This window comes from Sporolactobacillus sp. STSJ-5 (assembly GCF_024385605.1).
Classification (GTDB): domain Bacteria; phylum Bacillota; class Bacilli; order Bacillales; family Sporolactobacillaceae; genus Sporolactobacillus.
Genome location: NZ_JANFOJ010000012.1, coordinates 15,681 through 41,725, shown reverse-complemented (window position 1 = coordinate 41,725; position 26,045 = coordinate 15,681). Strand labels below are relative to the sequence as shown.

Annotated in this window: 22 protein-coding genes, 1 tRNA gene and 1 other annotated feature; of the genes, 15 read left to right on the top strand and 8 right to left on the bottom strand. The window is 44.3% G+C overall.

Features of this window, described 5'->3' with window-relative positions:
• Nucleotides 1-15 precede the first annotated feature (15 nt).
• From mnmG to rpmH, 7 genes are all read right to left on the bottom strand, one after another.
• Nucleotides 16-1,905: a tRNA uridine-5-carboxymethylaminomethyl(34) synthesis enzyme MnmG gene (gene mnmG / locus NOM01_RS11845; RefSeq protein ID WP_255748689.1), complete on the bottom strand. Its 1,890-nt coding sequence runs from the start codon at nt 1,903-1,905 to the stop codon at nt 16-18.
• A 62-nt stretch (nt 1,906-1,967) separates the two neighbouring features.
• Nucleotides 1,968-3,347, bottom strand: a complete 1,380-nt coding sequence (mnmE, locus tag NOM01_RS11840; protein WP_255748688.1) for a tRNA uridine-5-carboxymethylaminomethyl(34) synthesis GTPase MnmE — start codon at nt 3,345-3,347, stop codon at nt 1,968-1,970.
• 550 nt (nt 3,348-3,897) lie between these two features.
• Nucleotides 3,898-4,518, bottom strand: coding sequence for an RNA-binding cell elongation regulator Jag/EloR (gene jag, locus NOM01_RS11835; RefSeq protein WP_255748687.1), 621 nt, complete (start codon nt 4,516-4,518; stop codon nt 3,898-3,900).
• Nucleotides 4,515-5,297, bottom strand: a complete 783-nt coding sequence (yidC, locus tag NOM01_RS11830; RefSeq protein ID WP_255748686.1) for a membrane protein insertase YidC — start codon at nt 5,295-5,297, stop codon at nt 4,515-4,517. The genes jag and yidC overlap by 4 nt, the downstream gene beginning before the upstream one ends.
• A 4-nt stretch (nt 5,298-5,301) precedes the next feature.
• Entirely contained in the window at nt 5,302-5,571 is a 270-nt protein-coding gene (gene yidD / locus NOM01_RS11825) for a membrane protein insertion efficiency factor YidD (protein ID WP_255748685.1), read from the bottom strand.
• Complete coding sequence (gene rnpA, locus NOM01_RS11820; protein ID WP_255748684.1) at nt 5,568-5,930, bottom strand: ribonuclease P protein component; 363 nt, start codon at nt 5,928-5,930, stop codon at nt 5,568-5,570. The genes yidD and rnpA overlap by 4 nt, the downstream gene beginning before the upstream one ends.
• Before the next feature lie 374 nt (nt 5,931-6,304).
• Nucleotides 6,305-6,439 (bottom strand): 50S ribosomal protein L34, encoded by a 135-nt coding sequence (gene rpmH, locus NOM01_RS11815; protein ID WP_010025605.1) that lies wholly within the window; start codon nt 6,437-6,439, stop codon nt 6,305-6,307.
• 881 nt (nt 6,440-7,320) lie between these two features.
• Between rpmH and dnaA the strand changes: the two genes are divergently transcribed.
• The 13 genes from dnaA (at nt 7,321) to NOM01_RS11750 (ending at nt 24,294) form a co-directional block, all read left to right on the top strand.
• Nucleotides 7,321-8,739 (top strand): chromosomal replication initiator protein DnaA, encoded by a 1,419-nt coding sequence (gene dnaA / locus NOM01_RS11810; RefSeq protein ID WP_255748683.1) that lies wholly within the window; start codon nt 7,321-7,323, stop codon nt 8,737-8,739.
• A 209-nt stretch (nt 8,740-8,948) separates the two neighbouring features.
• On the top strand, nt 8,949-10,130 hold the full coding sequence (dnaN, locus tag NOM01_RS11805) for a DNA polymerase III subunit beta (RefSeq protein WP_370646084.1): 1,182 nt from the start codon (nt 8,949-8,951) through the stop codon (nt 10,128-10,130).
• 172 nt (nt 10,131-10,302) lie between these two features.
• The gene (gene yaaA / locus NOM01_RS11800; protein WP_255748682.1) at nt 10,303-10,524 is read left to right on the top strand and encodes a S4 domain-containing protein YaaA; all 222 of its coding nucleotides are present in this window, start codon (nt 10,303-10,305) and stop codon (nt 10,522-10,524) included.
• A 17-nt stretch (nt 10,525-10,541) separates the two neighbouring features.
• On the top strand, nt 10,542-11,666 hold the full coding sequence (recF, locus tag NOM01_RS11795; RefSeq protein ID WP_255748681.1) for a DNA replication/repair protein RecF: 1,125 nt from the start codon (nt 10,542-10,544) through the stop codon (nt 11,664-11,666).
• A 138-nt stretch (nt 11,667-11,804) separates the two neighbouring features.
• Entirely contained in the window at nt 11,805-13,724 is a 1,920-nt protein-coding gene (gene gyrB, locus NOM01_RS11790) for a DNA topoisomerase (ATP-hydrolyzing) subunit B (RefSeq protein WP_255748680.1), read from the top strand.
• Nucleotides 13,725-13,778: 54 nt separating this feature from the next.
• Nucleotides 13,779-16,244 (top strand): DNA gyrase subunit A, encoded by a 2,466-nt coding sequence (gene gyrA, locus NOM01_RS11785; protein WP_255748679.1) that lies wholly within the window; start codon nt 13,779-13,781, stop codon nt 16,242-16,244.
• A 34-nt stretch (nt 16,245-16,278) separates the two neighbouring features.
• Entirely contained in the window at nt 16,279-17,361 is a 1,083-nt protein-coding gene (locus NOM01_RS11780; RefSeq protein ID WP_255748678.1) for an HD-GYP domain-containing protein, read from the top strand.
• A 320-nt stretch (nt 17,362-17,681) separates the two neighbouring features.
• A complete protein-coding gene (guaB, locus tag NOM01_RS11775) occupies nt 17,682-19,148 on the top strand; it encodes an IMP dehydrogenase (RefSeq protein ID WP_255748676.1) in 1,467 nt (488 codons plus the stop codon).
• A gap of 192 nt (nt 19,149-19,340) precedes the next feature.
• Nucleotides 19,341-20,687: a serine hydrolase gene (locus NOM01_RS11770; RefSeq protein ID WP_255748675.1), complete on the top strand. Its 1,347-nt coding sequence runs from the start codon at nt 19,341-19,343 to the stop codon at nt 20,685-20,687.
• Nucleotides 20,688-20,981: 294 nt separating this feature from the next.
• Complete coding sequence (pdxS, locus tag NOM01_RS11765) at nt 20,982-21,866, top strand: pyridoxal 5'-phosphate synthase lyase subunit PdxS (protein WP_255748674.1); 885 nt, start codon at nt 20,982-20,984, stop codon at nt 21,864-21,866.
• A 13-nt stretch (nt 21,867-21,879) separates the two neighbouring features.
• Nucleotides 21,880-22,455, top strand: coding sequence for a pyridoxal 5'-phosphate synthase glutaminase subunit PdxT (gene pdxT, locus NOM01_RS11760; protein WP_255748673.1), 576 nt, complete (start codon nt 21,880-21,882; stop codon nt 22,453-22,455).
• Nucleotides 22,456-22,505: 50 nt separating this feature from the next.
• Nucleotides 22,506-22,730 (top strand) — a binding site (T-box leader).
• A gap of 91 nt (nt 22,731-22,821) precedes the next feature.
• Complete coding sequence (gene serS / locus NOM01_RS11755) at nt 22,822-24,108, top strand: serine--tRNA ligase (protein ID WP_255748671.1); 1,287 nt, start codon at nt 22,822-22,824, stop codon at nt 24,106-24,108.
• 33 nt (nt 24,109-24,141) lie between these two features.
• Nucleotides 24,142-24,294: a hypothetical protein gene (locus NOM01_RS11750; RefSeq protein WP_255748670.1), complete on the top strand. Its 153-nt coding sequence runs from the start codon at nt 24,142-24,144 to the stop codon at nt 24,292-24,294.
• A gap of 125 nt (nt 24,295-24,419) precedes the next feature.
• Here NOM01_RS11750 and NOM01_RS11745 read toward each other — a convergent pair whose 3' ends face one another.
• Nucleotides 24,420-25,079, bottom strand: a complete 660-nt coding sequence (locus tag NOM01_RS11745; protein ID WP_255748669.1) for a deoxynucleoside kinase — start codon at nt 25,077-25,079, stop codon at nt 24,420-24,422.
• A 421-nt stretch (nt 25,080-25,500) separates the two neighbouring features.
• Here NOM01_RS11745 and cspD point away from each other — a divergent pair, with 421 nt between their 5' ends.
• Both cspD and NOM01_RS11735 read left to right on the top strand, forming a co-directional pair.
• Nucleotides 25,501-25,701, top strand: a complete 201-nt coding sequence (gene cspD / locus NOM01_RS11740; protein ID WP_253061756.1) for a cold-shock protein CspD — start codon at nt 25,501-25,503, stop codon at nt 25,699-25,701.
• 255 nt (nt 25,702-25,956) lie between these two features.
• Nucleotides 25,957-26,029: transfer RNA gene (locus NOM01_RS11735), tRNA-Arg, on the top strand.
• Nucleotides 26,030-26,045 lie beyond the last annotated feature (16 nt).

Genomic DNA, 26,045 nt, shown 5'->3' with positions numbered 1-26,045 from the left:
TCCTCCTGCAAACGATCAGCCTGTTCTTCTCGCTAATTTGCCCTCTTCCAGATAAACAAGCAAAATGGCAACATCACTCGGATTGACACCGGACACACGTGATGCCTGTCCCACAGATATCGGCCGCACTTTCGCTAATTTCTGCCGAGCTTCTGTAGCAATACCGTCAATCTTCTCGTAATCCAGATTCTGAGGAATTTTCTTCTTTTCCATTCGTTTCATCTTTTCAACCTGCTGCAATTGCTTACTGATGTACCCTTCATACTTCACTTGAATTTCAACCTGTTCGCCAACATCTGCAGGAATTTCACCATGTTCGGGAAGGAGTGAAGCCACATCTTGATAAGATAACTCAGGCCGTTTCAGCAATCGATCGGCTTTCATCGGTTCTCTTAGTGAAGCAGCTCCCTTATCCTTAAGCAGTTCGTCCACTTGCTCTGATGGCTTAATGGTTGTTGCAGAAAAATAATGCCGCTCCTGCTCGATCAACTTCCTCTTGACAGTAAAACGTTCATAGCGTTCTTCAGGGATTAAGCCAATATCATGTCCAATTTCCGTCAAACGCAGATCTGCATTATCATGTCGGAGCAGTAAACGATATTCAGCACGTGAAGTGAGCAAACGATAAGGTTCTTTTGTTCCCTTTGTTACCAAGTCATCAATCAGTACACCAATATAAGCCTCAGAGCGATCAAGAATCAAAGGCTCTTTGCCGAGTGCTTTTCTTGCTGCATTAATTCCGCCCATCAGGCCTTGTCCGGCCGCTTCCTCATATCCGGAAGTACCGTTAATCTGTCCGGCAGTAAACAGACCGCTGATTTTCTTCGTTTCCAGCGATGGCCAAAGCTGGGTCGGCACAATTGCATCATATTCAATTGCATAGCCTGGCCGCATCATTTCGGCTTTTTCAAGTCCTGGAATGGTTGCAAGCATTTTTCGCTGAATTTCTTCCGGCATGCTTGTCGATAAGCCGTCCACATAAACCTCTTTTGTTGCTTTTCCTTCTGGTTCAAGAAACAGCTGATGCCGGTTTTTATCATTAAATCGAACAATTTTGGTTTCGATTGACGGGCAGTACCGGGGACCCGTTCCAACAATTGCTCCGGAGAAAATCGGTGAACGATCTAGGTTCTCTTGTATAATTCTATGTGTCTCCAAATTCGTGTACGTCAGCCAGCAAGGAATTTGTTCTTTAATAAATTCCTTCGTGTCAAAGGAAAAAGCGAGCGGTGCTTCGTCACCCGGCTGAATTTCCGTCTTGGAATAATCTACTGTACGCCCATTCACCCGAGGCGGCGTCCCAGTTTTAAAGCGTACAAGATCAAAACCAAGCTCCTTTAGGTGATCGGACAATTTAACGGAAGCCTGCATATTATTCGGTCCGCTCTCATACTGCAGCTCGCCGATTATAATTTTTCCTTTTAGATAGACGCCTGTTGTTAGGACAACAGCCTTCGCGCGATAGGCTGCTCCCGTTGCAACAACCACACCTTTGCAGACGCCGTCTTCAACAAGCAGATGATCGACCATACCTTGCCTCAAGGTAAGATTCTCTGTTTCTTCGATCGTTTCTTTCATGGCGCGTTGATAAAGTTGTTTATCTGCCTGTGCTCTGAGTGCACGAACTGCAGGGCCCTTTCTTGTATTCAGCATTCTCATCTGAATATAGGTCTTATCAATATTGTGCCCCATCTCACCGCCGAGCGCATCAATCTCGCGAACAACAACACCCTTTGCCGGGCCTCCGACTGACGGATTGCATGGCATAAAAGCCACACCTTCCAAACTGATCGTCAACATCAGCGTTTTCGCACCGATTCGTGCCGACGCAAGTCCAGCTTCAACTCCGGCATGTCCGGCACCGACAACAATCACATCATAAGTACCGGCCTCATATGATTTCATTTCTGATCCTCCATTCTCTTTCATACACAATAGTATCGTTCTATTTAAAACTGCAGAGCAGTTTATTTCCCTAAGCAAAATTTCGAGAACAACTCATTGATCAGACTGTCCGACACCGTGTCGCCAACAATTTCGCCAAGCAGATCCCATGTCCGCTTAATATCAATTTGAGTCATATCAACTGGTATACCTTGTTGGGCCGCATCAATCGCGTCCGTAATCGCTGAACGTGCTTGTTTCAATAATGCAATATGACGTGTATTCGAAACATATGCCTCACCGTTTGACGTTACACTATTACTGAAGAACAAGGAAGCGATCGCTTGTTCCAACTCTTCCAGTCCTTTATCATCGATCATTGACGTTCGGAGTACCGGGTTGCTCCCGGCGAGTTCCCTGACCTCATCAATGGAAACATTCATTGTCAAGTCAGCCTTATTTAACAAAATAATTGCAGGCGTTGTCCCGATCAGTTGAAACAGCATGCGGTCCTCATCTGTAAGTGCTTCATGACTATTAATCAATAACAGAACAAGTTCTGCGGTTTTCAATAGTTCCTTTGAACGTGACACACCGATTTTCTCAACCAAATCTTCGGTATCGCGGATTCCCGCAGTATCCACCAGCTTTAACGGAACACCGCGGACATTGACATACTCCTCAATCACATCACGTGTTGTCCCCGGCACATTAGTGACAATGGCTTTAGACTCATGGACCAACTGATTCAGCAAAGAAGACTTGCCGACATTCGGTCTTCCGATGATTACCGTAGATAATCCTTCGCGTAAAATCTTGCCCTGTCTTGCTGTTGAAAGCACACGATCAAGCTGATGGCGAACTGCAGATGCTTTTTCAAAAAGAATATTATTCGTCATCACTTCTGCATCATCATATTCCGGATAGTCAATATTCACTTCTACAGCAGCTAATATATCAAGCAATTGCTGCCTAAGCTTTCGAATCAAGATCGACAGCTTTCCTTCCATCTGATTCAACGCAACATTCATGGCTTGATCGGTCTTTGCACGAATCAGATCCATAACTGCCTCAGCCTGTGACAGATCAATACGCCCATTTAAAAATGCGCGTTTTGTAAACTCTCCCGGCTCCGCAAGACGGACGTTCTGGTCCAACACGAGTTCAAGAACACGGTTGACACTTGTCAGACCTCCATGGCAATTAATTTCGACCACGTCTTCACGAGTAAAGGTTTTCGGTTTTCTCATCACTGAAACCATAACTTCCTCAACCGTCTTCTTCGTCTCCGGATCCACAATCTTGCCATAATGAATTGTGTGACTGCCTACATCGCGTAACGCTTTCCCACCTTGAAAAAGCCGATCGGCTGCGGCAACGGCTTCAGAACCGCTCAGTCTCACAATGCTAATCGCTCCCTCGCCAGTCGGAGTCGAAATAGCGGCAATCGTATCATAATCCAATTTTATCACTCCTTTCTCATTCCGTCTTTCATTAATCGCTTCCTATAATTCATCCGTGAATCATGAAACAAACCATTTTTATATTATTAACGTTCCCCTGATCCGAGTCGAGGAACGATTTATTACAAGGGAAACTTTTTCAAAGACTATCATACATTATTTACCCAATAAATGAAAAATCTTAGAGAATTCTTGTTTATTTTCAACTAAAACTCCTTAATACGAAGCACCACTAATCTCTTATCTATTAGTTACTTCCTCTTGTATAAGAAAAACCGGGCAAAAAGCGCCCGGTCCTTAAATCATGCCGGATTTTGATTACGCTCCGGTTGCTCGCATCAACTGAGCGCGACCGCGGGCAGTCCGGGAGCCTCCTCAAGCAAACTAATACCTGCGGGGTCTCCCCTGGCCTGCGATCAACAGAGCCGCTCCGCAGGAGTCTCGCACCTGCGCGTTTGGCTCACAACCTTTGGCTTTGGCGAAAATCATATACTTTCTTTGCTTGCAAAAAAAGCGCACAATTTGCGCGCTTTTTCAATTGATTTGTCATTTATGAACGCGGAGCAACTGTTAAGTAACGTCTTGGTTCCTCACCGTTTGAAAAGGTCCGTACCTTGTTGCACTTAGCCAAAGCATTGTGCACGATCTTTCGTTCAAACGCAGGCATCGGTTCCAAACGATGTGGAAGACCTGTTTTCACTGTCTTTTCCGCAATACGCTTGGCAAGCGTAATGAGTGCTTTTTTGCGCGTGTCTCGATAATTTTCAGCATCAAGTATAATGTTCATTCGGTGCTCAGCATCGCTGTTCACAACACGATCAACTAAAAATTGGAGTGCGTTCAATGTCTTACCGTGCTTACCAATGAATTGAGCCGCATCTTTCCCAGAAAGTGTACAACGGCAAACACGTCTGCTGCGTTCCTCAACCTGAACATGAACTGTCAAACCGCTTTTCTTAATGATCTCGTTTAAATAGTCAATACCGTAATCAAAAGGTGTCTTAGTCATAGTAACCTTGACAAGCGCTTTCCGCGCACCAATTCCGAAAAAACCAGGTCTCGGTTTCTCAAGAATTTGAACATCTGTTTGATCTGAAGTCGCGTTTAATTCATTAAGGGCGCTGGAAACCGCTTCTGCAACCGTCTTTCCATACTTGGTTACTTCCCTCACTTCTGCTTGGCGCCTCCTGCAGGCTTTTGATCCTTTTGGTCATCGTCTTTCTTTTCATAGATAATGTAAGTCTGGAAAATCATGAAAATATTACCGACAACCCAGTAAAGTGCCAGTGCCGATGGAAAATAGAACGCCGGAACGGCAATCATAATTGGGAACACATACATCATCATCGCCATCTGAGGATTCGTATTCCCCATTCTGCCCATCATAATCTTCTGCTGCAGGAATGTCGTCGCCGCAGCAATGACCGGCAAAATGTAGAACGGATCTGCAGAACCGAGCTGGAACCACAGGAACGATTGTGTCTTGATTTCCGACGTTCTCATGATTGCCTGGTAAAAAGCAAACAAAATCGGCATCTGAATCAAGATTGGCAAACAGCCTGCAAGTGGATTCACATGATTTTGTTGGAAAAGCTTCATCTGCTCTTCTTGAAGCTTCTTCTGTGTATTCTGGTCTTTCGAACTATACTTTTTCTGCAATTCTTTAATTTTAGGTTGCAATTCTTGCATCGCACGCGAACTTTTAACCTGCTTGGCCATCAACGGCATCAAAACCAGACGGACGATAAGCGTTGTTACAATAATGGCAAGTCCGTAACTGTTCCATAAAAGGTGTGCAACTTCAATGATAAATTTTGAAAGCGGCAAAACAAACCACTGACTCCAAAAACCTGTACTTTCATCATTAATTGGTTTGTTAAGATCGGTACATCCTGCAAGCAGTAATGCCATAAAAATCAATGAACTGACAGCAAAAACCTTTTTTTTCAAAACACTACCTCCTCGATCGATCCGAACGATGTCTCAACATGCCCGTCTGTTTATGGGAGCACTTTTCGGGGACAGGATCAATCCCTCCCGGATGAAAAGGCTGACATTTTAATAAACGTTTGATCGACAGCCATCCCCCTTTAAATACTCCAAACCTCGTTAATGCCTCAACTGCATAGTTTGAGCAGGTGGGGTAAAAACGACAGGTTGGCGGTGTATAAGGAGAAATAAACCGTTGATACAAACGAATAATAAAAATAAATACGTGTTTCATACTTGCGACACCTTGCCAGAATTTGAAAGGACACGTGCTTTCTTCAGCACATGTTCCAAGCTTTTCTGCATTTCATCGTGAGACATGGTACTGACAGGTTTTCGTGAGATAATAATATAATCATTTTCTACCTCAAGCCTGTCCGCAAATTCGCGAAAAATTGCTTTTATATAGCGTTTAATATGGTTTCTCATAACGGCATTGCCCATCTTTTTACTCACCGACAGACCCAGTCTTGAATAAGGCTTGCCGTTATGTTTAAGCACATAGACGACAAACTGCCGGTTTGCAAAAGATTTGCCCTCTTTAAATACCACTTGAAAATCTTGATTCTTTTTTAATCGTTTTAATGTTTTCATGTTGTCCCTCCATGTGGGACGCCTCAACTTATGAGTTAATCGCAAATGTTATGAGAGCGGCCATGAACATTGCATTTGGTCTATTCAAAAACCGTTCTTATCCTTTTATACTACCTTCAGTATAAAGAAAGATCGGAATGACAAGGCTGTTTAAAGGAAAATGCAGACGCAAATTGATTGATCGAATCACAGCGCGAACACAATCCTCTTTAATCCCCCACCCGACCCATGATACTCAATTCTGCCGACGTTTAATCATCTATTAAATAGCAAGCTTTTTTTAACAAGCATAATGCCCTCTGTCCTATACACGAGATCAGTCCATCTTTTCCCTTTCTTCGTGTAAAAAAACCACTGCTCTTCACACAGTGGCTTTATGCAGACAGAACTTTTCTTCCCTTGCGGCGGCGAGCTGCTAAAACCTTGCGGCCGTTAGCTGTTGCCATACGCGCACGGAAGCCGTGAACTTTTTTCCTCTTACGGTTATTCGGTTGAAAAGTACGTTTCAATGGATACACCTCCTGTATTAATTTTAGATTGCCGACAAATCAAATGTTTGATCGCGAATTAATCACTCGCTCATTTTATCCATTCAGCCGACCTGTCAAAAGTCACCATGACGAGAATGAGATCCAGTAGGTTGTGGTTTTTCCGCCGCCCATGCATCTTCGACTGGATTCGCCATGTCTCTTTTCTCTCATTCTTCAGCCTCAATCGTTCATCGGCTTATTTGTAAAACCAGTCTGACTCATTATAAATAGTTCATGCCAAAAAGTCAATAAATAGCCGTTTCTGATTTATCCATCGCAATCTGTGGATTATTTTTTGACAAATTATTTTTTCCACACCATTTATCGACATTTTTTTCACATATCAGCCCCCTGTGCATAACCTTATTGTGCGTAAAGATATCCACTGTGGATAACATTTGTCGATCATTGCTTTAAAAGCAAATTTTTGATATGATCATAGTGCATTTATTTAGGCAAAACAAGGAATTCAAATAAAGTTTTCCACCAGCTGTGGATAATTTTGTGGACAGATGCTAACACCTGTGATTCACAGTTATCCACAGCATATGCACCATGTTGATAACTTTCAAACTTTCAAGTTGCTTCGAACTTTCTTCCCACTTGGGCGCTTGTGGATAAATTGGGAACTAAATGAATGAGAAAATTTTTATGATACGATTGCCTGCATGGAAATCCCTGTATGTTTTCTGCCCGAATAGTGAACTAGCCGCAAGACGCCAACTGGGCTGCTCGGCAAATTTTTTATTCCTTTTTTTCGGTTGCAGAGCCGTAACTTGCCGCAAGACTTCGGCTGGGCTGCTCTCAAGCAGGTTGGATTTTCAATGTGTTGATGCAATTTTAGGGAGGGCAGCTATACCTTGAACAACCTTCAAGAACTATGGGTTCAAACACTGGATATCATTAAAAAGAAGCTGAGCAAGCCCAGTTTTGAAACTTGGCTTAAGGAAACGCGCGCACAATCAATTAAGGGGCAGATCATGATTGTCAGCGTTCCAAATGAATTTTCACGCGATTGGCTTGAAGAGCATTATGCCAAACTCATTTCCGACATTCTTTATGAGATCACAGGCTCACGCTACAATGTCCAATTTGTCATCCCAAGTCGGCACAACAACAGTGACGCCTCGCCTGCCACACAGAATAAAGGAAAGAGTGATGAAATGAATTTCAGCCCAAATGGCCATGGCAATCCTTTCGGGGGTATGAGTCAAAGGAATCAGCATCGTATGGAAGATTTGGGCAATAGTATGCTCAATTCAAAGAATACGTTCGAAACCTTTGTCATCGGCTCAGGTAACCGATTCGCCCATGCCGCTTCTTTAGCCGTGGCCGAGGCTCCAGCCAAAGCTTATAACCCTCTGTTTATTTATGGAGGCGTTGGTCTTGGAAAAACGCATTTGATGCATGCGATCGGTCACTACGTGATCGAGCACAACCCATCGGCACGCGTTGTCTATCTTTCTTCCGAGAAATTCACGAATGAATTTATTAACTCGATTCGTGACAATAAAACCGTCGAATTTCGCAATAAATATCGAAGTGTTGACGTGCTCCTGATTGATGATATTCAATTTCTTGCGGGAAAAGAACAAACTCAGGAAGAATTTTTTCATACGTTTAATGCGCTTCACGAAGAATACAAGCAAATTGTCATTTCCAGCGATCGGCCGCCAAAAGAGATTCCAACGCTTGAAGATCGGCTTCGTTCCCGATTTGAGTGGGGTCTGATTACAGATATTACGCCGCCTGATTTAGAGACTCGAATTGCGATTCTGCGCAAAAAGGCGAAAGCGGAAGGCCTTGATATTCCGAATGAAGTCATGATCTACATTGCTAACCAAATTGATACGAACATTCGTGAACTTGAAGGCGCGCTGATCCGTGTGATCGCATTCTCTTCTTTGAACAACCAGGATATAAATGTCGATTTAGCAGCGGAAGCTCTAAAAGATATCATTCCGTCTGCTCGTCCCAAAACAATAACCATTCAAGATATCCAGGTTGCTGTAGGCGAGGAGTATCATTTGAAATTAGAGGATTTTGCTGCGAAAAAACGGACGAAATCGATTGCTTTTCCACGGCAGATCGCTATGTATTTGTCACGGGAGCTGACCGACTGTTCACTGCCCAAAATCGGCGAAGAATTTGGCGGCCGCGATCATACGACCGTTATCCATGCTCATGAAAAAATTACAAAACAGCTCTCGGTTGATCGTGACCTTCAGAAAAAAGTGAACGCGCTCATCGATCAGTTAAAAGCTCCGATTAAGGCATAACTGATTTAAAATTTAAACAATGAAATGCATTTTTTTACTGACAGGGGTGTGTATAATTATCCGGCACACCCCCAATTTTATCCACAGCTTATCAACATGTGGATAAAAAGAATCATCACAGTTTATCGGACTTACTAACATATTCACAAGCCCTACTATTATGATTACTATTTTTTAATTTCTTAATATAAGATTTGGAGGCAACAAGGATGCAAGAAATGCAAGACACAAATCCAAATGCAGCGCTCGCTATGGAATGTACCGTACAGAAGGAAAAACTTGTCGATGCAGTAAATCGCGTCATGAAAGCTATATCGTCGAAAACAACAATGCCAATACTTACCGGTGTAAAAATTACATCCGGATCAGACGGCATTACCTTGACTGGCAGCAACTCGGATATATCAATTAAATCATTCATTCCTCTTGAAGAAGATGGTAATGAAAATGCGACGATCAATACTCCGGGACAAATTGTCTTGCCATCTCGACTTTTTTCCGAACTTGTACGTAAGCTTCCTGATGACGAAGTTCATATTGAAGTAGACAGCAGACTGATCACGAAAATTATTTCAGGAGCAACGGAATTCAGCCTGAACGGACTTGATCCGGAAGAATATCCGAATCTGCCGATTATTAACGAAAACGATGTGTTCAGAATTCGAAAAGATCTGCTGAAAGATTTGGTCAAGCAAACCGTTTATGCCGTAGCAGTTACAGAAACACGTCCTGTCCTAACCGGAGTGAAATGGATCATTCAGGACGGTCGATTGAGCTGTGTCGCAACCGACAGTCATCGGCTCGCTCAGCGCTCGGTAACGATCGAAGATGCTGAAGAATCCGGTACTCATACCCTTGTCATTCCGGGTCCAAGCTTGAATGAGCTTTCTAAAATCCTTGATGATGACGATGAACAAATGGTGGACATTGTCATGACGAACAATCAAATTCTATTTAAAAGCCATAACGTACAATTCTATTCGCGTCTGCTTGATGGAAATTATCCGGATACAAGCAGATTGATTCCGAATGACAGCAAGACGACCATTGATTTGGGAACCAAGGCACTGTATCACGCAATCGAACGTGCATCTCTTCTCGCAAAAGAAGAGCGGAACAATGTGGTTAAACTGCGTGCAGAAGGTAATCAGGTAGAAATTTCATCCCAATCTCTTGAACTGGGGCGTGTCTATGAAACACTCGTTACAGAAAAATTTGAAGGTGATCCGCTGCGTATTTCTTTCAGTGCCAAATTCATGATGGACGCGCTGAGCAAGGTCGACGCTCAAACCGTTCGCATTCATTTTGCCGGACCAATGAGACCGATTATTATCCGTCCAATCGGTGATGAAAATATATTGATGCTGATTTTGCCGATCCGAACCTTCTAAAGTGAATGAGAACATCGGATGGCGGTCAGTTTCATGCCATGTCTGCATTCTATGTTCAATAAAAAAAAACGATGCTTATGCGTGGACAGAATTAAAGACTAGGTTGGCAAAGCAAAATCTTTGTTGTTTAGCCTTAGATATTTCTGATTTGAATAAGAAAAGAGGCAAAACGTTGAAGAACGTTAAATTAAATGCTGGAGAAACGTTCATTACACTCGGACAATTGCTGAAATTTGAAGGATTAATCCAAACAGGCGGAGAAGCCAAACATTTTTTAGCTGAAACAGAAATTTTTGTCAATGATGAACACGAAAACAGGCGGGGAAAGAAATTACATGAGGGAGACCGGATTAAAATTGCGGATTCGGCCGAATTCATCATCAGCCGCGATTAGAGGGGAGACGCCCCACTGTGAATCTTGAATCGATTGAACTGGCACATTATCGAAATTATGACAGCTTACAGCTGTCTTTTTCTAGCTCTGTGAATGTTTTTCTAGGTGAGAATGCACAGGGGAAAACGAATTTGCTTGAAGCGATCTATGTCCTGGCGATCGCAAAATCGCCGAGGACCTCTCATGATAAAGATTTAATCCAATGGGACCAGGATTATGGTAAAATAAAGGGTAGAATAGGCAAACATGGTCAATCAGTACCGCTCGAACTAATTATTTCCGGTAAAGGGAAAAAGGCAAAAGCTAATCATCTTGAGAAGCGCAGATTAAGCGATTATGTCGGTCTGTGCAATGTGGTGATGTTTGCTCCGGAGGATTTAAACCTGGTCAAGGGGAGCCCTGCTGTGCGCAGACGGTTTATGGACATGGAAATCGGACAGATTGCTCCTGTTTACATGCATCATTTAGCTGAGTACCAAAAAGTGCTTCAGCAGAGGAATGCACTGCTCCGCAAGGCGTTCGGCAATTCCCAAGGCGACAGCAGTTTTCTCGATATTTTGACTGACCGGTTGATCTCGCTTGCAGCGGAAATCATTAATCGCAGACTGGTTTTTGTCCGACAGCTTAATGAGTGGGCGGCACCGATCCAGCAGGAGATCAGTAACGGCAGGGAACACTTATCTATTGTCTATCAATCTTCAGTCCCTGAGGTATTAGATAGCGGTGATTCGTCAAAAATAGAAGAAGCCTATCAGAGCAGCTATCAGCGCTTGAAGAAAAGGGAAATGGACAGGGGAACAACCTTAATCGGACCGCATCGTGATGATCTGTGCTTTTTAGTGAATGAGAAGGATGTGCAGGCATTTGGATCTCAGGGGCAGCAGAGAACGGCAGCCTTGTCTGTAAAGCTAGCGGAAATTGAATTGATCAAACATGAAGTAGGTGAATATCCGATCCTCCTGCTTGATGATGTATTGAGTGAACTGGACGATATTAGAAAGACGCATTTGCTCGGCGTATTTCAGGAAAAGGTTCAAACCTTTGTCACGACTACATCGGTCGACGGATTGGATCATAGTTTGCTTGATCGGGCAACGCTTTTTGAAATACATCAAGGAAACGTAGAATGTACAAAACAGTAATTGGATTTCCGCCCTCTTCGGCGGAATGTATCTGAATGACGCAGGCAGCAGAAGCGGCTGTTTGAAAGAACTCAAAATCAAGGCTCTGTGCCATGAGACTATGAGTTTCTCAGATAACACCAAGTTAGGTGGGTTAAGATGAGCGAGAATCAGGAACAAAAACAATCTTATAATGCCAGTGAGATTCAAGTACTCGAGGGACTTGAAGCTGTTCGAAAACGTCCGGGCATGTACATAGGAACGACCAGTGAAAAGGGCCTCCATCATTTGGTTTGGGAAATTGTGGACAACTCGATTGATGAAGCACTTGCAGGTTATTGCAGCCATATTCAAGTAATCATTGAAAAAGAAGGCGGCATCACCGTTATGGATGACGGCCGCGGTATTCCGGTTGACATTCAAAAGAAAGTGGGCCGTCCCGCAGTTGAAGTTATTATGACCGTTCTTCATGCCGGAGGAAAATTCGGCGGTGGCGGATATAAGGTTTCTGGGGGACTGCACGGCGTGGGGGCATCAGTAGTTAATGCCCTTTCAACGACAATGTGGGTCAAGGTTTATCGGAACGGACATGTCTATTATCAAGAATATCATCGCGGGAAGCCGGCAGCTGATCTGAAAATCATCGGTGATTCTGACAAAACCGGAACGACGACTCATTTTGAACCGGATCCGGAAATTTTTACGGACACAACGACTTTTGATTATGACACACTTCGTGTACGTGTACGCGAACTCGCCTTCCTGAACAAGAACATACGGATCTCGATTGAAGACAGGCGTGCGGAGGACAAAAAAGAAACATTCCACTATGAAGGCGGTATCCGTTCTTACGTGGAATTTTTGAATCGTTCGAAGGAAGTCATTCACCAGCCGATTGATCTGGAAGGTGAGAAAGACGGCATTAAGGTTGAAATCGCGATGCAATACAACAGCGGTTTTTCAAGCCAGCTCTATTCCTTTGCCAACAACATCCATACACATGAAGGCGGCACACATGAATACGGCTTTAAGGTCGCCCTGACCCGTGTCATTAATGATTATGGACGCAAAAATCAATTTATAAAGGGCAGCGATTCCAATTTGACCGGGGACGACGTGCGCGAAGGCCTGACCGCGATTGTGTCGGTCAAGCACCCGGATCCGCAATTCGAGGGACAGACCAAAACCAAGCTTGGCAACTCTGAAGTACGAACGATCACGGATACACTTTTCTCAGAAGCATTTTCGCGGTTTTTACTTGAAAATCCCGATGTTGCACGAATCATCGTTGAAAAAGGTATTGTAGCTTCACGAGCAAGATCGGCGGCAAAAAAAGCGCGTGAGTTGACACGGCGAAAGAGCAGCCTGGAAGTATCTTCGCTTCCGGGCAAGCTTGCGGACTGCTCATCGAAAGACGCAAGCATCTCGGAATTATATATTGTCGAAGGAGATTCAGCCGGAGGTTCGGCAAAGCAAGGCAGAGACCGCCTGTTTCAAGCGATTCTCCCGCTGCGCGGTAAAATTCTTAATGTTGAGAAGGCCCGTCTTGACAAAATCTTGTCCAATGCGGAAATCCGAGCCATGATCACAGCGCTCGGTACCGGCATTGGCGATGAATTCAATTTGGAAAAGGCAAGATATCATAAAATTATTATTATGACCGATGCGGACGTCGATGGTGCGCATATCCGTACACTGTTGTTAACGTTCTTCTATCGCTTTATGCGGCCGCTGCTTGAGAATGGCTATGTTTATATTGCTCAGCCACCTCTCTTCCGCGTCCAATACGGGAAAACACTTCTGTATGCATATGATGATCTGGAATTAAAAAGGATTCAGAGCGAGCTGCCGCCAACTGTAAAGCCGGCATTGCAGCGCTACAAAGGTCTCGGTGAAATGAACCCGGAACAGCTGTGGGAAACGACCATGGATCCGGAAAATCGTCTTGTCCTGCAGGTAAATCTTGAGGATGCGATTGAAGCGGATCAGACGTTTGAAATGCTGATGGGCGATCGGGTTGAACCGCGTCGTGATTTTATCCAGCAAAATGCCCGTTATGCAGAAAATCTGGATGTTTGATCAGCAGCAGTATCTGCAGAGTTAATTTTTTGAGTAAAGCAAGGAGGAAACAAAATGGCAGAGCAAGATGAACGGCGAGTCAAGCCGGTCAATATAGGCAAACAGATGCGTGATTCGTTCTTGAGTTACGCGATGAGCGTTATCGTCAGCCGCGCATTGCCTGATGTGCGCGATGGCCTGAAGCCGGTGCACAGGCGAATTCTTTTCGCCATGAATGAACTCGGCATTACGTCGGATAAGGGCTATAAGAAATCAGCGAGAATTGTCGGCGAAGTCATCGGTAAGTATCATCCGCACGGTGATTCGGCTGTTTATGATACGATGGTGCGTATGGCTCAGGATTTCAGCTATCGCTATGAATTAGTAGACGGTCATGGTAACTTCGGTTCAGTCGATGGTGATCCGGCAGCTGCGATGCGTTATACGGAAGCACGCATGTCGAAAATATCCATGGAAATGGTACGCGATATTCGCAAAGATACCATTGATTTTGTTCCGAACTATGACGAGAACGAAGAAGAACCGGTTGTGCTTCCTTCACGTTTCCCTAACTTGCTGGTCAATGGCGCTTCAGGAATTGCCGTCGGTATGGCGACCAATATTCCTCCTCACCAGTTGGGTGAGGTCATTGATGCCGTTCTGGCACTCAGCAAGAATTCGGAAATTCCGGTTGAAGAATTAATGCAATGTATACCGGGACCTGATTTTCCGACCGGAGGATTGATCTTAGGACGCGAAGGTATTCGCCGCGCGTACCGTACTGGTCGGGGATCAATTATCGTTCGTGCGAAGGTTGAAATTGAAGAAAACGCGAATGGAAAACAGAGCATTATTGTGACTGAACTTCCATATCAGGTAAATAAAGCGAAACTGATCGAACGAATTGCCGAAATGGTTCGCGATAAGAAAATTGAAGGTATTACCGATCTGCGCGACGAATCGGATCGCCAAGGCATGCGTATGGTGATTGAAGTTCGCCGCGATACGAACGCGAATGTACTTCTTAACAATTTGTACAAGCATACTGGGTTGCAAACAAGCTTCGGAATTAACATGCTGGCGCTTGTAGACGGCAGACCGCGTGTTCTGACATTGAAGGAATGCTTGCACTACTACCTTGAGCATCAGGAAACGGTTATCCGCCGCCGCACAGCATTCGAACTGAAAAAGGCTGAGGCACGTGCGCATATACTTGAAGGATTGCGTATTGCTTTGGATCATTTGGATGAAGTCATTGCCTTGATCCGCGGTTCGAAAACGGCAGACATTGCGCGTCAGGGATTAATGGAGAACTTCTCACTCAGCGAGATTCAGGCTCAAGCAATTTTGGATATGCGCCTGCAGCGTTTGACCGGACTGGAACGCGAGAAAATCGAGCAGGAATATGCAGAGCTTGTCAAGAAAATTGCCGAGCTTAAGGAAATTCTTGCTGACGAGCAAAAAGTACTGCATATCATCCGCAAAGAATTACGTGAAATCAAAGAAAAATACAATGACGAGCGCCGAACAGAAATCACAGTCGGCGATGATTTAATTGAGGATGAAGATCTGATCGAGCGTGAAGACATTGTCATTACCGTCTCGCATAATGGATACGTAAAACGTATGCCGGTAAATACGTACAAGAGTCAGAATAGAGGCGGACGCGGGATTCAGGCGATGGGAACGAATGAGAACGACTTTGTGGAGCATCTGTTCCAGACCAACACGCATCATCATATCCTGTTCTTTACGAATAAAGGGCGCGTCTACCAACTGAAGGGGTATCAAATCCCTGAACTAGGCAGAACGGCAAAGGGTATTCCAATTATTAATTTAATTCAAATCGAAAAAGGCGAAAAAATTACAGCCTTCTTCCCAGTCGAAGGATTTGATGAGGAACATTACCTTGTTTTCCTGACAAAGAATGGTATCACAAAGCGCTCACCTCTTTCCGATTTCTCAAATATCCGAAAGACCGGCTTGTTCGCGATTACAGTTCGTGATGAGGATGAACTCATCGCCGTTCGCCTTACAGACGGAAGTCATGACCTAATTGTCGGAACGAAGAAAGGAATGGCCATCCGCTATCATGAAACCGATGTGCGCGCAATGGGACGCACAGCGGCAGGTGTCAAAGCAATTACCTTAGACGCAGGCGATGAAGTTGTCGGCATGGGTATTGCCGATGTCGGTATGGACGTATTAATTGTTACGGAAAATGGATTCGGCAAACGCACGGCAAGTGACGAATACCGGCTGCAGACGCGCGGCGGCAAAGGGCTTAAGACATGCAATATTACGGAGAAAAACGGTGAATTGGTTGCCCTGCGTACTGTTGAGGAAACGGAAGATCTCATGATTATTACGGCGAACGGTGTCATCATTCGTATGCCTGTATCCGGGATTTCCAAGCTCGGAAGAAATACGATGGGTGTAACCTTGATCCGAGTTGATGAAGGAGACAGCATTGCAACAATCGCCCGCATTCAAAATAATGATGATGAAGAATCGGAAGCACCCGAGGATAGTGAAGAGTAACGACACACAGACCTGAATGGCGAGGTGAGCCGGCATGATAGTAAATACCGATGAACTTAAAGCTGGGTGCATCCTGAGGAAGGATGTCTATTCCAAATCGGTTAAACCGCTGATGAAAGCAGGAACGGTGCTTAACGAAACACATATTGCGTTTCTAAGAGCCTTTTTAATTACACATGTTGATGTTGATCATTTTGTGCGGTCTTCCGTAAAGCGTTCGATCGAGAAAGAGTCAAATCATGACCCTGAGACCAGTCCTTTGACTGTTCCAGAGCCTGAAGCTGCGCTCAGCCCATTGGACAAGAAATATCAGCAGTCGGTTAGCGACTATCAGCATTTCTTTCATCAGTGGCAGTCAGGTGCAGGAGTGTCCATCGGTGATTTTAGAGCTGCCATGATGCCATTGATCACTGGCGTGTTTGATGATCCGATGTGGCTCGCTTCCCATTTTATTAAGCATAGGCGAATTCGCAATATTGCTGAACGCAGTGTTCTTTTTGGATTATTGGCTGCTTTTTTTGCCAAAAAATCAAATTTTGGTTCCGGCGAAAGTATTCAGCTTGGACTTGCAGGCATGCTTGCCGATTGCGGGCTTGCCAAACTTTCTCCATCGCTGCTTGTGAAAAAAGAACGCATCGGCAGTGAAAAAAGTGCTTTTGAAAGGCATGTAATCGACAGTTACAAGATGCTTAAAGGGATTCCGACACTTAAGGATGAGACATTGGTTGCCGTCATTCAGCACCATGAACGTGAAGATAAGAGCGGTTTTCCGCTCAATATCGACGGCTCTCAGCTGAGTATGAATGGAAAGATTCTGGCCATTTGCGACAGTTTATTAACTCAAATGACAACTGAACGCACCGGCAGCCTGCTTACTGTTCTTGACCATTTAAGAATCTCATCTTATGGAAAATTGTCTCGCTATCTTTTGGATAAATTTTGTTATGAATTAATGACCTTGTTTGTTGGCATGAATGTCCAGCTCTCGGACGGTCAGACCGGAGAGATAACTTTTATACCAGCGAAAGAACCAACACGGCCGATGATTCATCTCGCTGATAATCGTGTGTATGCTTTGACTGAATTCAACAACGTCACCATTGATCGCTTTCTGTGATTATGGTGACGATTCTTTTTAACCACTAGAGATGCCGTTCGTCGAAAAATGATTGGAAAAAGAAACTACCTGCGCATGGCTCTCATTCGGTTTATAATGAATGGGTACATTCCATTAATTAAAAATTTTTGCGGGATTTTGTGTGAACGTGAGTTGCTATGAGTGGCAATAAATAGAATTAAAACCATTATTTTATAAGATTGTTATTAGAAAAATTCAACTTTATCTCGTATTCTTGACAGGTGCAGGCGCACTTGATACGCTATCAATAAATTTTTCGGATAGTAAGACAACCATACTATGGGGGTAATCTAACATTGATGAGAGAAGATAAGTTTGTAAAAGAGTCATTGACCTTTGATGATGTATTGCTTGTTCCGGCAGCTTCTGAGGTTTTGCCAAGAGATGTTTCCGTTCAAACGGCACTGACTCGTACACTGAATCTGAACATACCGATTATCAGCGCAGGTATGGACACAGTCACTGAAGCAGCAATGGCTATTGCAATGGCTAGGCAAGGCGGCATGGGTGTTATTCATAAAAATATGTCGATTGAAGAACAAGCAGAACAAGTCGACAAGGTGAAACGCTCTGAAAGTGGCGTCATTACCAATCCGTTTTTCTTAACTCCGGAAAACCAGATTTTTGATGCGGAGCATTTGATGAATAAATACCGGATCTCCGGTGTTCCGATTGTTGACAATACAGCAGATCAGCATCTTGTAGGTATTTTGACGAACCGTGATATGCGCTTTGTCAAGGACTACTCAGCGAAGATCGGCGATATGATGACTAAGGACAACTTGGTTACGGCGCCGGTCGGCACGAGCTTAAAAGAAGCCGAAGAAATTCTGAACAAGAACAGGATTGAAAAATTACCGCTTGTGGATAATAACGGCGTGCTTAAAGGATTAATCACAACGAAGGATATTGAAAAAGTTGTTGAATTTCCAAGTTCGGCAAAAGACGAACACGGAAGGTTACTTGTGGCTGCCGCAGTCGGAGTGACGGCTGATGCATTGCTGCGCGTTGAAAAACTCGTTGATGCCGGTGCTGATGCCATCGTGATTGACACGGCGCACGGGCATTCTAAAGGCGTACTGCAAAAGGTTGCCGGCATTCGTACTAAATTTCCAAAGGTCAGCCTGATCGCAGGAAACGTGGCAACGGCAGAAGGCACAAAAGCATTGATTGATGCTGGTGTAGATGTTGTTAAAGTGGGGATTGGACCGGGATCCATTTGTACGACCCGTGTCGTAGCAGGCGTTGGTGTTCCGCAAATCACAGCAGTTTATGACTGTGCAAACGAAGCAGATAAACACGGTGTGGCGATTATCGCTGACGGTGGAATTAAATATTCAGGAGATATTGTTAAAGCCTTGGCAGCGGGCGGCAGTGCCGTTATGCTTGGCGGACTTCTTGCCGGTGTAGACGAAACTCCGGGAGAAAAAGAAATTTATCAAGGAAGACAGTTCAAGGTTTATCGCGGCATGGGTTCGGTAAGTGCGATGGAACACGGCAGCAAGGATCGCTATTTCCAGGAGAATGCAAAGAAATTAGTTCCGGAAGGTATTGAAGGACGTGTTCCTTACAAAGGCCGGCTGGCCGACTCGATTTATCAGTTGATCGGCGGTTTGCGTTCAGGAATGGGGTATTGTGGCGCAGCGAATTTACAAGCATTGAGAGAAAATGCGCGTTTTACAAGAATTACTAATGCAGGATTACTTGAAAGTCATCCGCATGACGTTCAGATAACCAAAGAAGCACCGAACTATTCTATTAAATAATTATAGATTGTGCTTCCGTACTGATATGTTAACGACCATTGCTTTGCAGACGGGCGGACTGCATAACCGTCTATTATCAATTATTTAGAAAAAGAGATACGTAGTAAAGAAAAGTCGAGACGGCATGTATCGCCTCGGTTTTCTATGCTTGCGCTGATTGATTTCGCATGAATACTTTCGGGGGTGTAGGGGTTGAATTTCAGAAAAAAGCTAGGTCGCTTTGCGGCGGCAAGCCTAGCATTTGTACTTGCTTTGACGCTGACCTTTCAAGGGCAGTTTGCTTCAAAGGCCGAGGCGGCATCAGATCCGCTTGGGTTAAAAGCCAAGTCAGCGATTCTCGTGGATTATAACAGCGGTCAGATTCTTTATGAGAAGGATGCAAGCAAAGTTTATCCACCAGCCAGTATGACGAAAATGATGACCGAATACTTGGTCATGCAGGCACTTCATTCGAAGAAACTGACCTGGAATACGAAAGTATCGATCAGCGATTATGTCTACCAGATTTCTCAGAACCGTGCTTACTCCAATGTGCCGCTTAAAAAAGACTATGAGTATACGGTTAGAGAATTATACGAAGCGATGGCAATCTATTCAGCAAACGGAGCGACAATTGCTCTTGCGGAAAAAGTCGGCGGAACAGAAAAAAATTTCGTAGATCTCATGAATAAAACGGCGAAGAAATTCGGCATGACCAGTGCCCACTATATTAATAGTTCTGGTCTTGAAAATGAGGATTTAGGCAAGTTTGCTCCGTATGGCGACAGCAAAGCAAGCAATCAACTCTCTGCTTTGGATCTTGCCAAACTGGCCTATCATGTGATTAAAGATTATCCTGATGCGCTTGAAATATCCAAGATTCCACTAAAGAATTTTACTGCCGGAGTGGATGCTCCAATTCAAATGGTGAACTGGAATTATATGCTTCCGGGATTCGGCGCGAATATGAGTAAATTTAAATATGACGGTGTTGACGGCCTGAAGACGGGGCATACCGATCTTGCCGGCTATTGTTTCACCGGAACAGTTAACCGCAACGGCCATCGCCTGATCAGTGTTGTGATGGGTACGAATTCAGATGCTCAGCGTTTTGAACAGACGCGTGCACTCTTTGACTACGGCTACCAGCAATTTACTGATAAAACAATTGCTAAGAAGGGCCAACTCATTAAAGGCAGTAAGACAGTGCCTGTTCACAACGGTAAAAAAGGCGAAGTGAATGTTGCGTTTGGTGATTCCTATAAAACAGCTGTTGCAAGTGGCGAAAAGGTTGCCACTAACTTCAAAGTCGTATTGGATAAATCAAAGCTGAACAAGGACGGTTCCTTGGAGGCTCCGGTGAAGAAAGGCGAGAAAGTCGGTTATGTAACACTTTCTCATAAAGGAGATACACACTATGGTTATCTCTACAATACAAACAGCAAGGTTCCGGTCATTGCGGCGGAACAAGTTGATCGAAACAACTGGTTTGTTCGTATGTTAAAAGGAATTGGCAGCTTCTTTTCATCCATTTTTTCATGGATTGCAGGACTCTTTTGAGAGAGCTGATTAAATTAAAATAGAATTATAGGTAGTCGTAAAAAAGTCGGGAGAAAGTCCCGGCTTTTTTTTGCTAATCATAAATGAAAATTTTCTAAGAAACGACTAGTGAGTCGCGATATAATTTGGTTGATACAGCGAAAAAAATTACTCTCTTTCCTCGCACATGTATATAATAAAAAAAGAAAAATGAACCAATTACCTTTTATACATATTTATTTACTGGGTTTTATTGTACACTATAAATAATTGAAGAAACATAACTTTTACAAAGAAACAACTGGAGGGATTATGGTGGTACAGAAAGGTACGGAGCGCGTAAAGCGCGGAATGGCTGAAATGCAAAAAGGCGGCGTGATCATGGACGTGGTCAATGCTGAGCAAGCGAAAATTGCGGAGGAAGCCGGTGCAACAGCGGTAATGGCATTGGAGCGGGTTCCTTCTGATATCCGCAAGGCGGGTGGCGTTGCCCGGATGGCTGATCCCACAATTGTAGAACAGGTTCAGAATGCAGTTTCCATTCCGGTTATGGCGAAAGCAAGAATCGGTCATATCGTGGAAGCACGTGTTCTTGAAGCAATGAAAGTCGATTATATCGATGAAAGTGAAGTGCTTACTCCGGCAGATGATGTTTTTCATATAGATAAAAAGGCATTTACCGTCCCGTTTGTTTGCGGATGCCGCGATTTGGGCGAAGCAGCACGCAGAATTGGTGAAGGTGCGGCTATGTTGCGGACAAAGGGCGAACCAGGAACCGGAAACATTGTTGAAGCCGTGCGCCATATGCGTCTCGTGAACAGTCAAGTACGTAAAGTTGTAGCGATGGCTCCGGACGAATTGATGGTGTTTGCAAAAGAACTTGGCGCTCCTTATGAAATACTTCTGCAAATTCGTGAGGCAGGACGGCTGCCGGTTGTTAATTTTGCTGCCGGCGGTGTTGCAACTCCTGCCGATGCTGCATTGATGATGGAGCTCGGCGCGGACGGAGTGTTTGTCGGCTCAGGTATATTCAAATCGGAAAATCCGGCTAAATTTGCACGTTCAATTGTAGAGGCAACCACATACTACCAGGATTATGAACGAATTGTTGAACTGTCCAAGGGACTCGGAACGCCGATGAAGGGCATTGACATGAGCAAGCTTGAACCTGCGGAACGCATGCAGGATCGCGGAATCTGAGAGGTGAGGAACAATGTCTGTTAAAATTGGCGTGCTTGCGCTTCAAGGCGCCGTCAGCGAGCATGTTCACTCGCTTGAGGTATCAGGTGCAGAAACAGCTCTAGTTAAAAATGCCCGCGACCTGGACGGCCTGGATGGACTTGTGCTTCCCGGCGGCGAAAGTACAATGATGCGCAGAATCATGGACCGCTATGATCTATTTGAAGCAGTCAAAAATTTTGCTGAACAGAAACCTGTATTCGGCACATGTGCAGGCTTGATCTTAATGGCGAAGCAAATTGAGGGCAGACGCGGTCCCCATTTGGCTTTACTGGATATTGATGTTAAGCGAAATGCTTTTGGCCGCCAAGTCGACAGCTTTGAAGCGGATTTAGAAATAAAGGGGATTAGTGAAACGTATATCGGCGTGTTTATTCGAGCACCTTATATCAAAAGTGCCGCTGAAAATGTGGACGTGCTCGCTACGTGTGAAGGCCATATTGTGGCATGCCGACAAGGCAGATTTCTTGCCTGTGCCTTTCATCCTGAATTGACTGATGATCCCGCAATGCATCGTTACTTCGTTCGAATGGTGGAGGAATACCATTAACCGCTTGCTTTTTTTTTAACAGTAGTGTAGATTTTATGTAAGTCGAATTTATTCGCTTGATGACGGGAAAAAGTAACATTTGTCTCCTTGAATAGAGAGCCGCAGTCGGTGGAAAGCGGTGAAGGAGCAGATGCGAATCCATCCCTGAGAGTTGGATCGGAGAAGGCACCGATCACACGGATCATTACCGTTATCAATGACTAAAGCGGCCGACAAACCGCAATGTGGCATGTCGGCAATTTGGGTGGCAACGCGGGTTAAGTCTCGTCCCTTTTATTACAAGGGACGAGATTTTCTATTTTTATCTAGGAAAAGAAAAACTAAGGGCTGGCAAGGTCCAAGGTTTTCTTTAGGAGGCAGAAAACGATGCTCGATATGAAACGATTGCGAGATCATTATGATGAAATCAAGGAAAAATTAAATAAGCGGGGTGAAGATCTCTCCGACTTTCAGCGTTTTCCTGAATTGGACGACAAGCGCCGTGAACTAATCAGTCAAACGGAAGTTTTGAAAGCAAAGCGCAATGAAGTATCTGCGCAGGTTGCTGCAAAAAAAAGGGCGAAGGAAGACGCACAGGAACTGATTGTATCGATGCGCGAAGTCAGTGCCAGCATCAAGGAACTAGACGGAAAGCTAAGCCAGGTTGAAGAAGATTTGAAACAAGTGATGCTGTCGATTCCGAATGTTCCACATGAAACAGTGCCAGTAGGTGAGGATGAGAATGACAACAAACCCATTCGTTTTTGGGGAGATCCTGTAAAATTTGCTTATGAACCAAAGGCGCACTGGGATCTGGCGACTAATTTAGGTATTCTCGATTTTGAGCGTGCCGCAAAAGTAACGGGCAGCCGTTTCGTCTTTTATAAGGGACTCGGCGTTCGATTGGAACGCGCACTGATCAGCTTCATGCTTGATCTGCACGAGGATCAGCATGGCTATGAAGTAATCATGCCGCCTTATATGGTCAATCGCACGAGCATGACCGGTACCGGTCAACTGCCGAAATTTGAAGAAGATGCGTTCAAGATCGCGGATGATCGAGACTACTTCTTGATCCCGACAGCCGAGGTACCTGTAACGAATTATTATCGTGATGAGATCTTAAACGGTGATCAGCTTCCGGCTGCCTTTGCTGCCTACAGCGCCTGCTTCCGTTCTGAGGCAGGATCGGCGGGACGCGATACACGCGGAATCATCCGCCAGCACCAATTTAACAAGGTTGAGCTCGTTCGGTTTGTAAAGCCTGAGGATTCTTACAATGAACTGGAGAAGCTGACAGGTCACGCGGAAGAAGTTCTGCGTCTGCTCAATCTCCCTTACCGCGTTGTCGCAATTTGTACCGGAGACCTTGGTTTCACGGCGGCGAAGAAATACGATCTTGAAGTATGGATTCCGAGTCAGAACACATATCGTGAAATTTCTTCTTGCAGCAACTTCGAAGATTTCCAGGCACGCCGTGCGAATATTCGCTTTAGACGTACGCCGAAAGCAAAGCCTGAATTCGTACACACACTGAACGGCTCTGGTCTGGCAGTTGGACGTACGGTTGCTGCAATTCTGGAGAATTACCAGCAAGAGGACGGCAGTGTTATTATACCGGAAGCGTTGCGCCCATACATGAGAAATGTGGAGAAAATCACGCCAAAAGACTAATTTTAATTTGCTCAAAATCGCAGGAGGTGCGCCATGGCTCTTCATCAGAAAGTGAACACGGACGCCAGATTAACGAAGATGATTGATGATCTTGGTATTACCCTTAATCCCAACGAACCAAAGGCTTCCAAAGATAAGAAAAGCCAGGATGAAAAAAAGAATACCACAGACGAAGATACAAAATAAAAAACGTGCAAATACGGTTTTAACCCGTACTTGCGCGTTTCATTTTTTTTTTACAAACAGAAATTAGCGATATCTAGGAAAGAAAAACTAAGGGTTGGACGAGACGTCCGAACCTTGGTTTTTCTTTAAACATTGCACTCTGCTTTATCTTTCAACAAATCCTGGATATGTGCTGCAATTGCATCCGCAGATTTAGGATCATTGACGATGTCGTAGTCTTCGATATCAATTTTCAGTACCGGGCAGATTGAAAAATGGCTGATCCATTGCTCATAGCGATGAAACATTTCCTTCCAGTAACTGCGCGGCGTTTCTTTTTCCATTCCGCGTCCGCGTCGGCCAATTCGATCGATGGTCGCGTCCAATGAACCGTGGAGATAGATTAATAAATCTGGATGGCGGAAATAAGGCGTCATCACCATGGCTTGAAAAAGGCTGGTATAAGTCTGATAATCTGCTTCAGACATTGTTCCTTTATCATGATGCATTTTCGCAAAAATACCGGTGTCTTCATAAATAGAGCGATCTTGAATATAATTGTCGGCGCTCGTCATGATCTTCTGCGTTTCCTTGAAGCGTTCCCCGAGAAAGAAGATTTGCAGATGAAATGCCCAACGTTTGAAATCCTTATAAAATAGGTCAAGATAGGGGTTTCCGTCAACTTTCTCAAAAGAGGTACGATATCCCAAACGACTTGCTATAGCAGTGGCGAAAGTTGTTTTACCGATCCCGACCATCCCGGCGACCGATATTAATTTATTCGATGATGTTTCGGAGTTGATCATTCATGACGTCCTCTCTTATACGATTTATTAAGTGTATCACCTAAAAAGTGCAAAAAAAAGTGAAAAAAGTTGAATAATGTCGATTGACGATGTATAAAAAATGCGAATTTGGTCGATTATGAGAATAGCGCAAGAACCAAATTAATGATCGAAGCACTTGACAGCAAAATGTTGATACATCAAGGTAGTATCCGCTTACAAAAATGTGATTTCATTGACACATAATGGTGATTGTGCTATATTGTAATAAACCATTTTACTACTTAATATAAGATCTGGATGTAAGAATGAAGACCCTTCCTCGAAGTGTAGTAGTTTTTACTTCTGGAAAGGTCTGTTTTTATATGCAAGCTTTTTGTTAACTGGTGGATGGTTTTAGTTCACGCGCGGGCAGCGCAACGTTTTAGGGAGGCAGTTACACATGCAAAACGGTAAGGTAAAATGGTTCAACGCAGAAAAAGGCTACGGTTTCATTGAAGTTGATGGCGGAAATGATGTATTCGTACACTATTCTGCAATCGAAGGCGACGGTTTCAAAACGCTTGAAGAAGGTCAAGAAGTTAGCTTCGACATTGTTGAAGGCAACCGCGGACCTCAGGCAGCAAACGTTACAAAACTGTGATCTTCGGCCATAACCGATGATGCGGAAGCAGTCCTCTCTAAAAAAGGGCTGCTTTTATTTGTGCCCCAAAGGCTGCGCTCGATTCAAGTCTCTTTAAATAAGTATGAGCAATCTAGAAAAACGTCATATCTGCAATTAATTTGAACACGAGACAGTCTTGATGTGTAGCAGCTAACCTCTCCTACCCTGCCTTAGGGCTTGCCATCGATCCGTTTTCTTCATATAATAGTCTATGTCGCAAAAATAGCGAGCTGCGGCTCTGTAGCTCAGTGGATAGAGCGTCGGTTTCCTAAACCGTGCGTCGCAGGTTCGATTCCTGCCAGGGCCATTATAGAAAATCGTGA

What these genes read in the sequence shown, in the direction of transcription:
- serS (WP_255748671.1), top strand. Translation starts at nt 22,822, where the DNA reads ATGCTCGATATGAAACGATTGCGAGATCATTATGATGAAATCAAGGAA.
- gyrB (WP_255748680.1), top strand. Translation starts at nt 11,805, where the DNA reads ATGAGCGAGAATCAGGAACAAAAACAATCTTATAATGCCAGTGAGATT.
- yidD (WP_255748685.1), bottom strand. Translation starts at nt 5,571, where the DNA reads ATGAAACACGTATTTATTTTTATTATTCGTTTGTATCAACGGTTTATT.
- NOM01_RS11780 (WP_255748678.1), top strand. Translation starts at nt 16,279, where the DNA reads ATGATAGTAAATACCGATGAACTTAAAGCTGGGTGCATCCTGAGGAAG.
- pdxT (WP_255748673.1), top strand. Translation starts at nt 21,880, where the DNA reads ATGTCTGTTAAAATTGGCGTGCTTGCGCTTCAAGGCGCCGTCAGCGAG.
- gyrA (WP_255748679.1), top strand. Translation starts at nt 13,779, where the DNA reads ATGGCAGAGCAAGATGAACGGCGAGTCAAGCCGGTCAATATAGGCAAA.
- NOM01_RS11745 (WP_255748669.1), bottom strand. Translation starts at nt 25,079, where the DNA reads ATGATCAACTCCGAAACATCATCGAATAAATTAATATCGGTCGCCGGG.
- mnmG (WP_255748689.1), bottom strand. Translation starts at nt 1,905, where the DNA reads ATGAAATCATATGAGGCCGGTACTTATGATGTGATTGTTGTCGGTGCC.
- cspD (WP_253061756.1), top strand. Translation starts at nt 25,501, where the DNA reads ATGCAAAACGGTAAGGTAAAATGGTTCAACGCAGAAAAAGGCTACGGT.
- NOM01_RS11750 (WP_255748670.1), top strand. Translation starts at nt 24,142, where the DNA reads ATGGCTCTTCATCAGAAAGTGAACACGGACGCCAGATTAACGAAGATG.
- guaB (WP_255748676.1), top strand. Translation starts at nt 17,682, where the DNA reads ATGAGAGAAGATAAGTTTGTAAAAGAGTCATTGACCTTTGATGATGTA.
- dnaN (WP_370646084.1), top strand. Translation starts at nt 8,949, where the DNA reads ATGCAAGAAATGCAAGACACAAATCCAAATGCAGCGCTCGCTATGGAA.
- rnpA (WP_255748684.1), bottom strand. Translation starts at nt 5,930, where the DNA reads ATGAAAACATTAAAACGATTAAAAAAGAATCAAGATTTTCAAGTGGTA.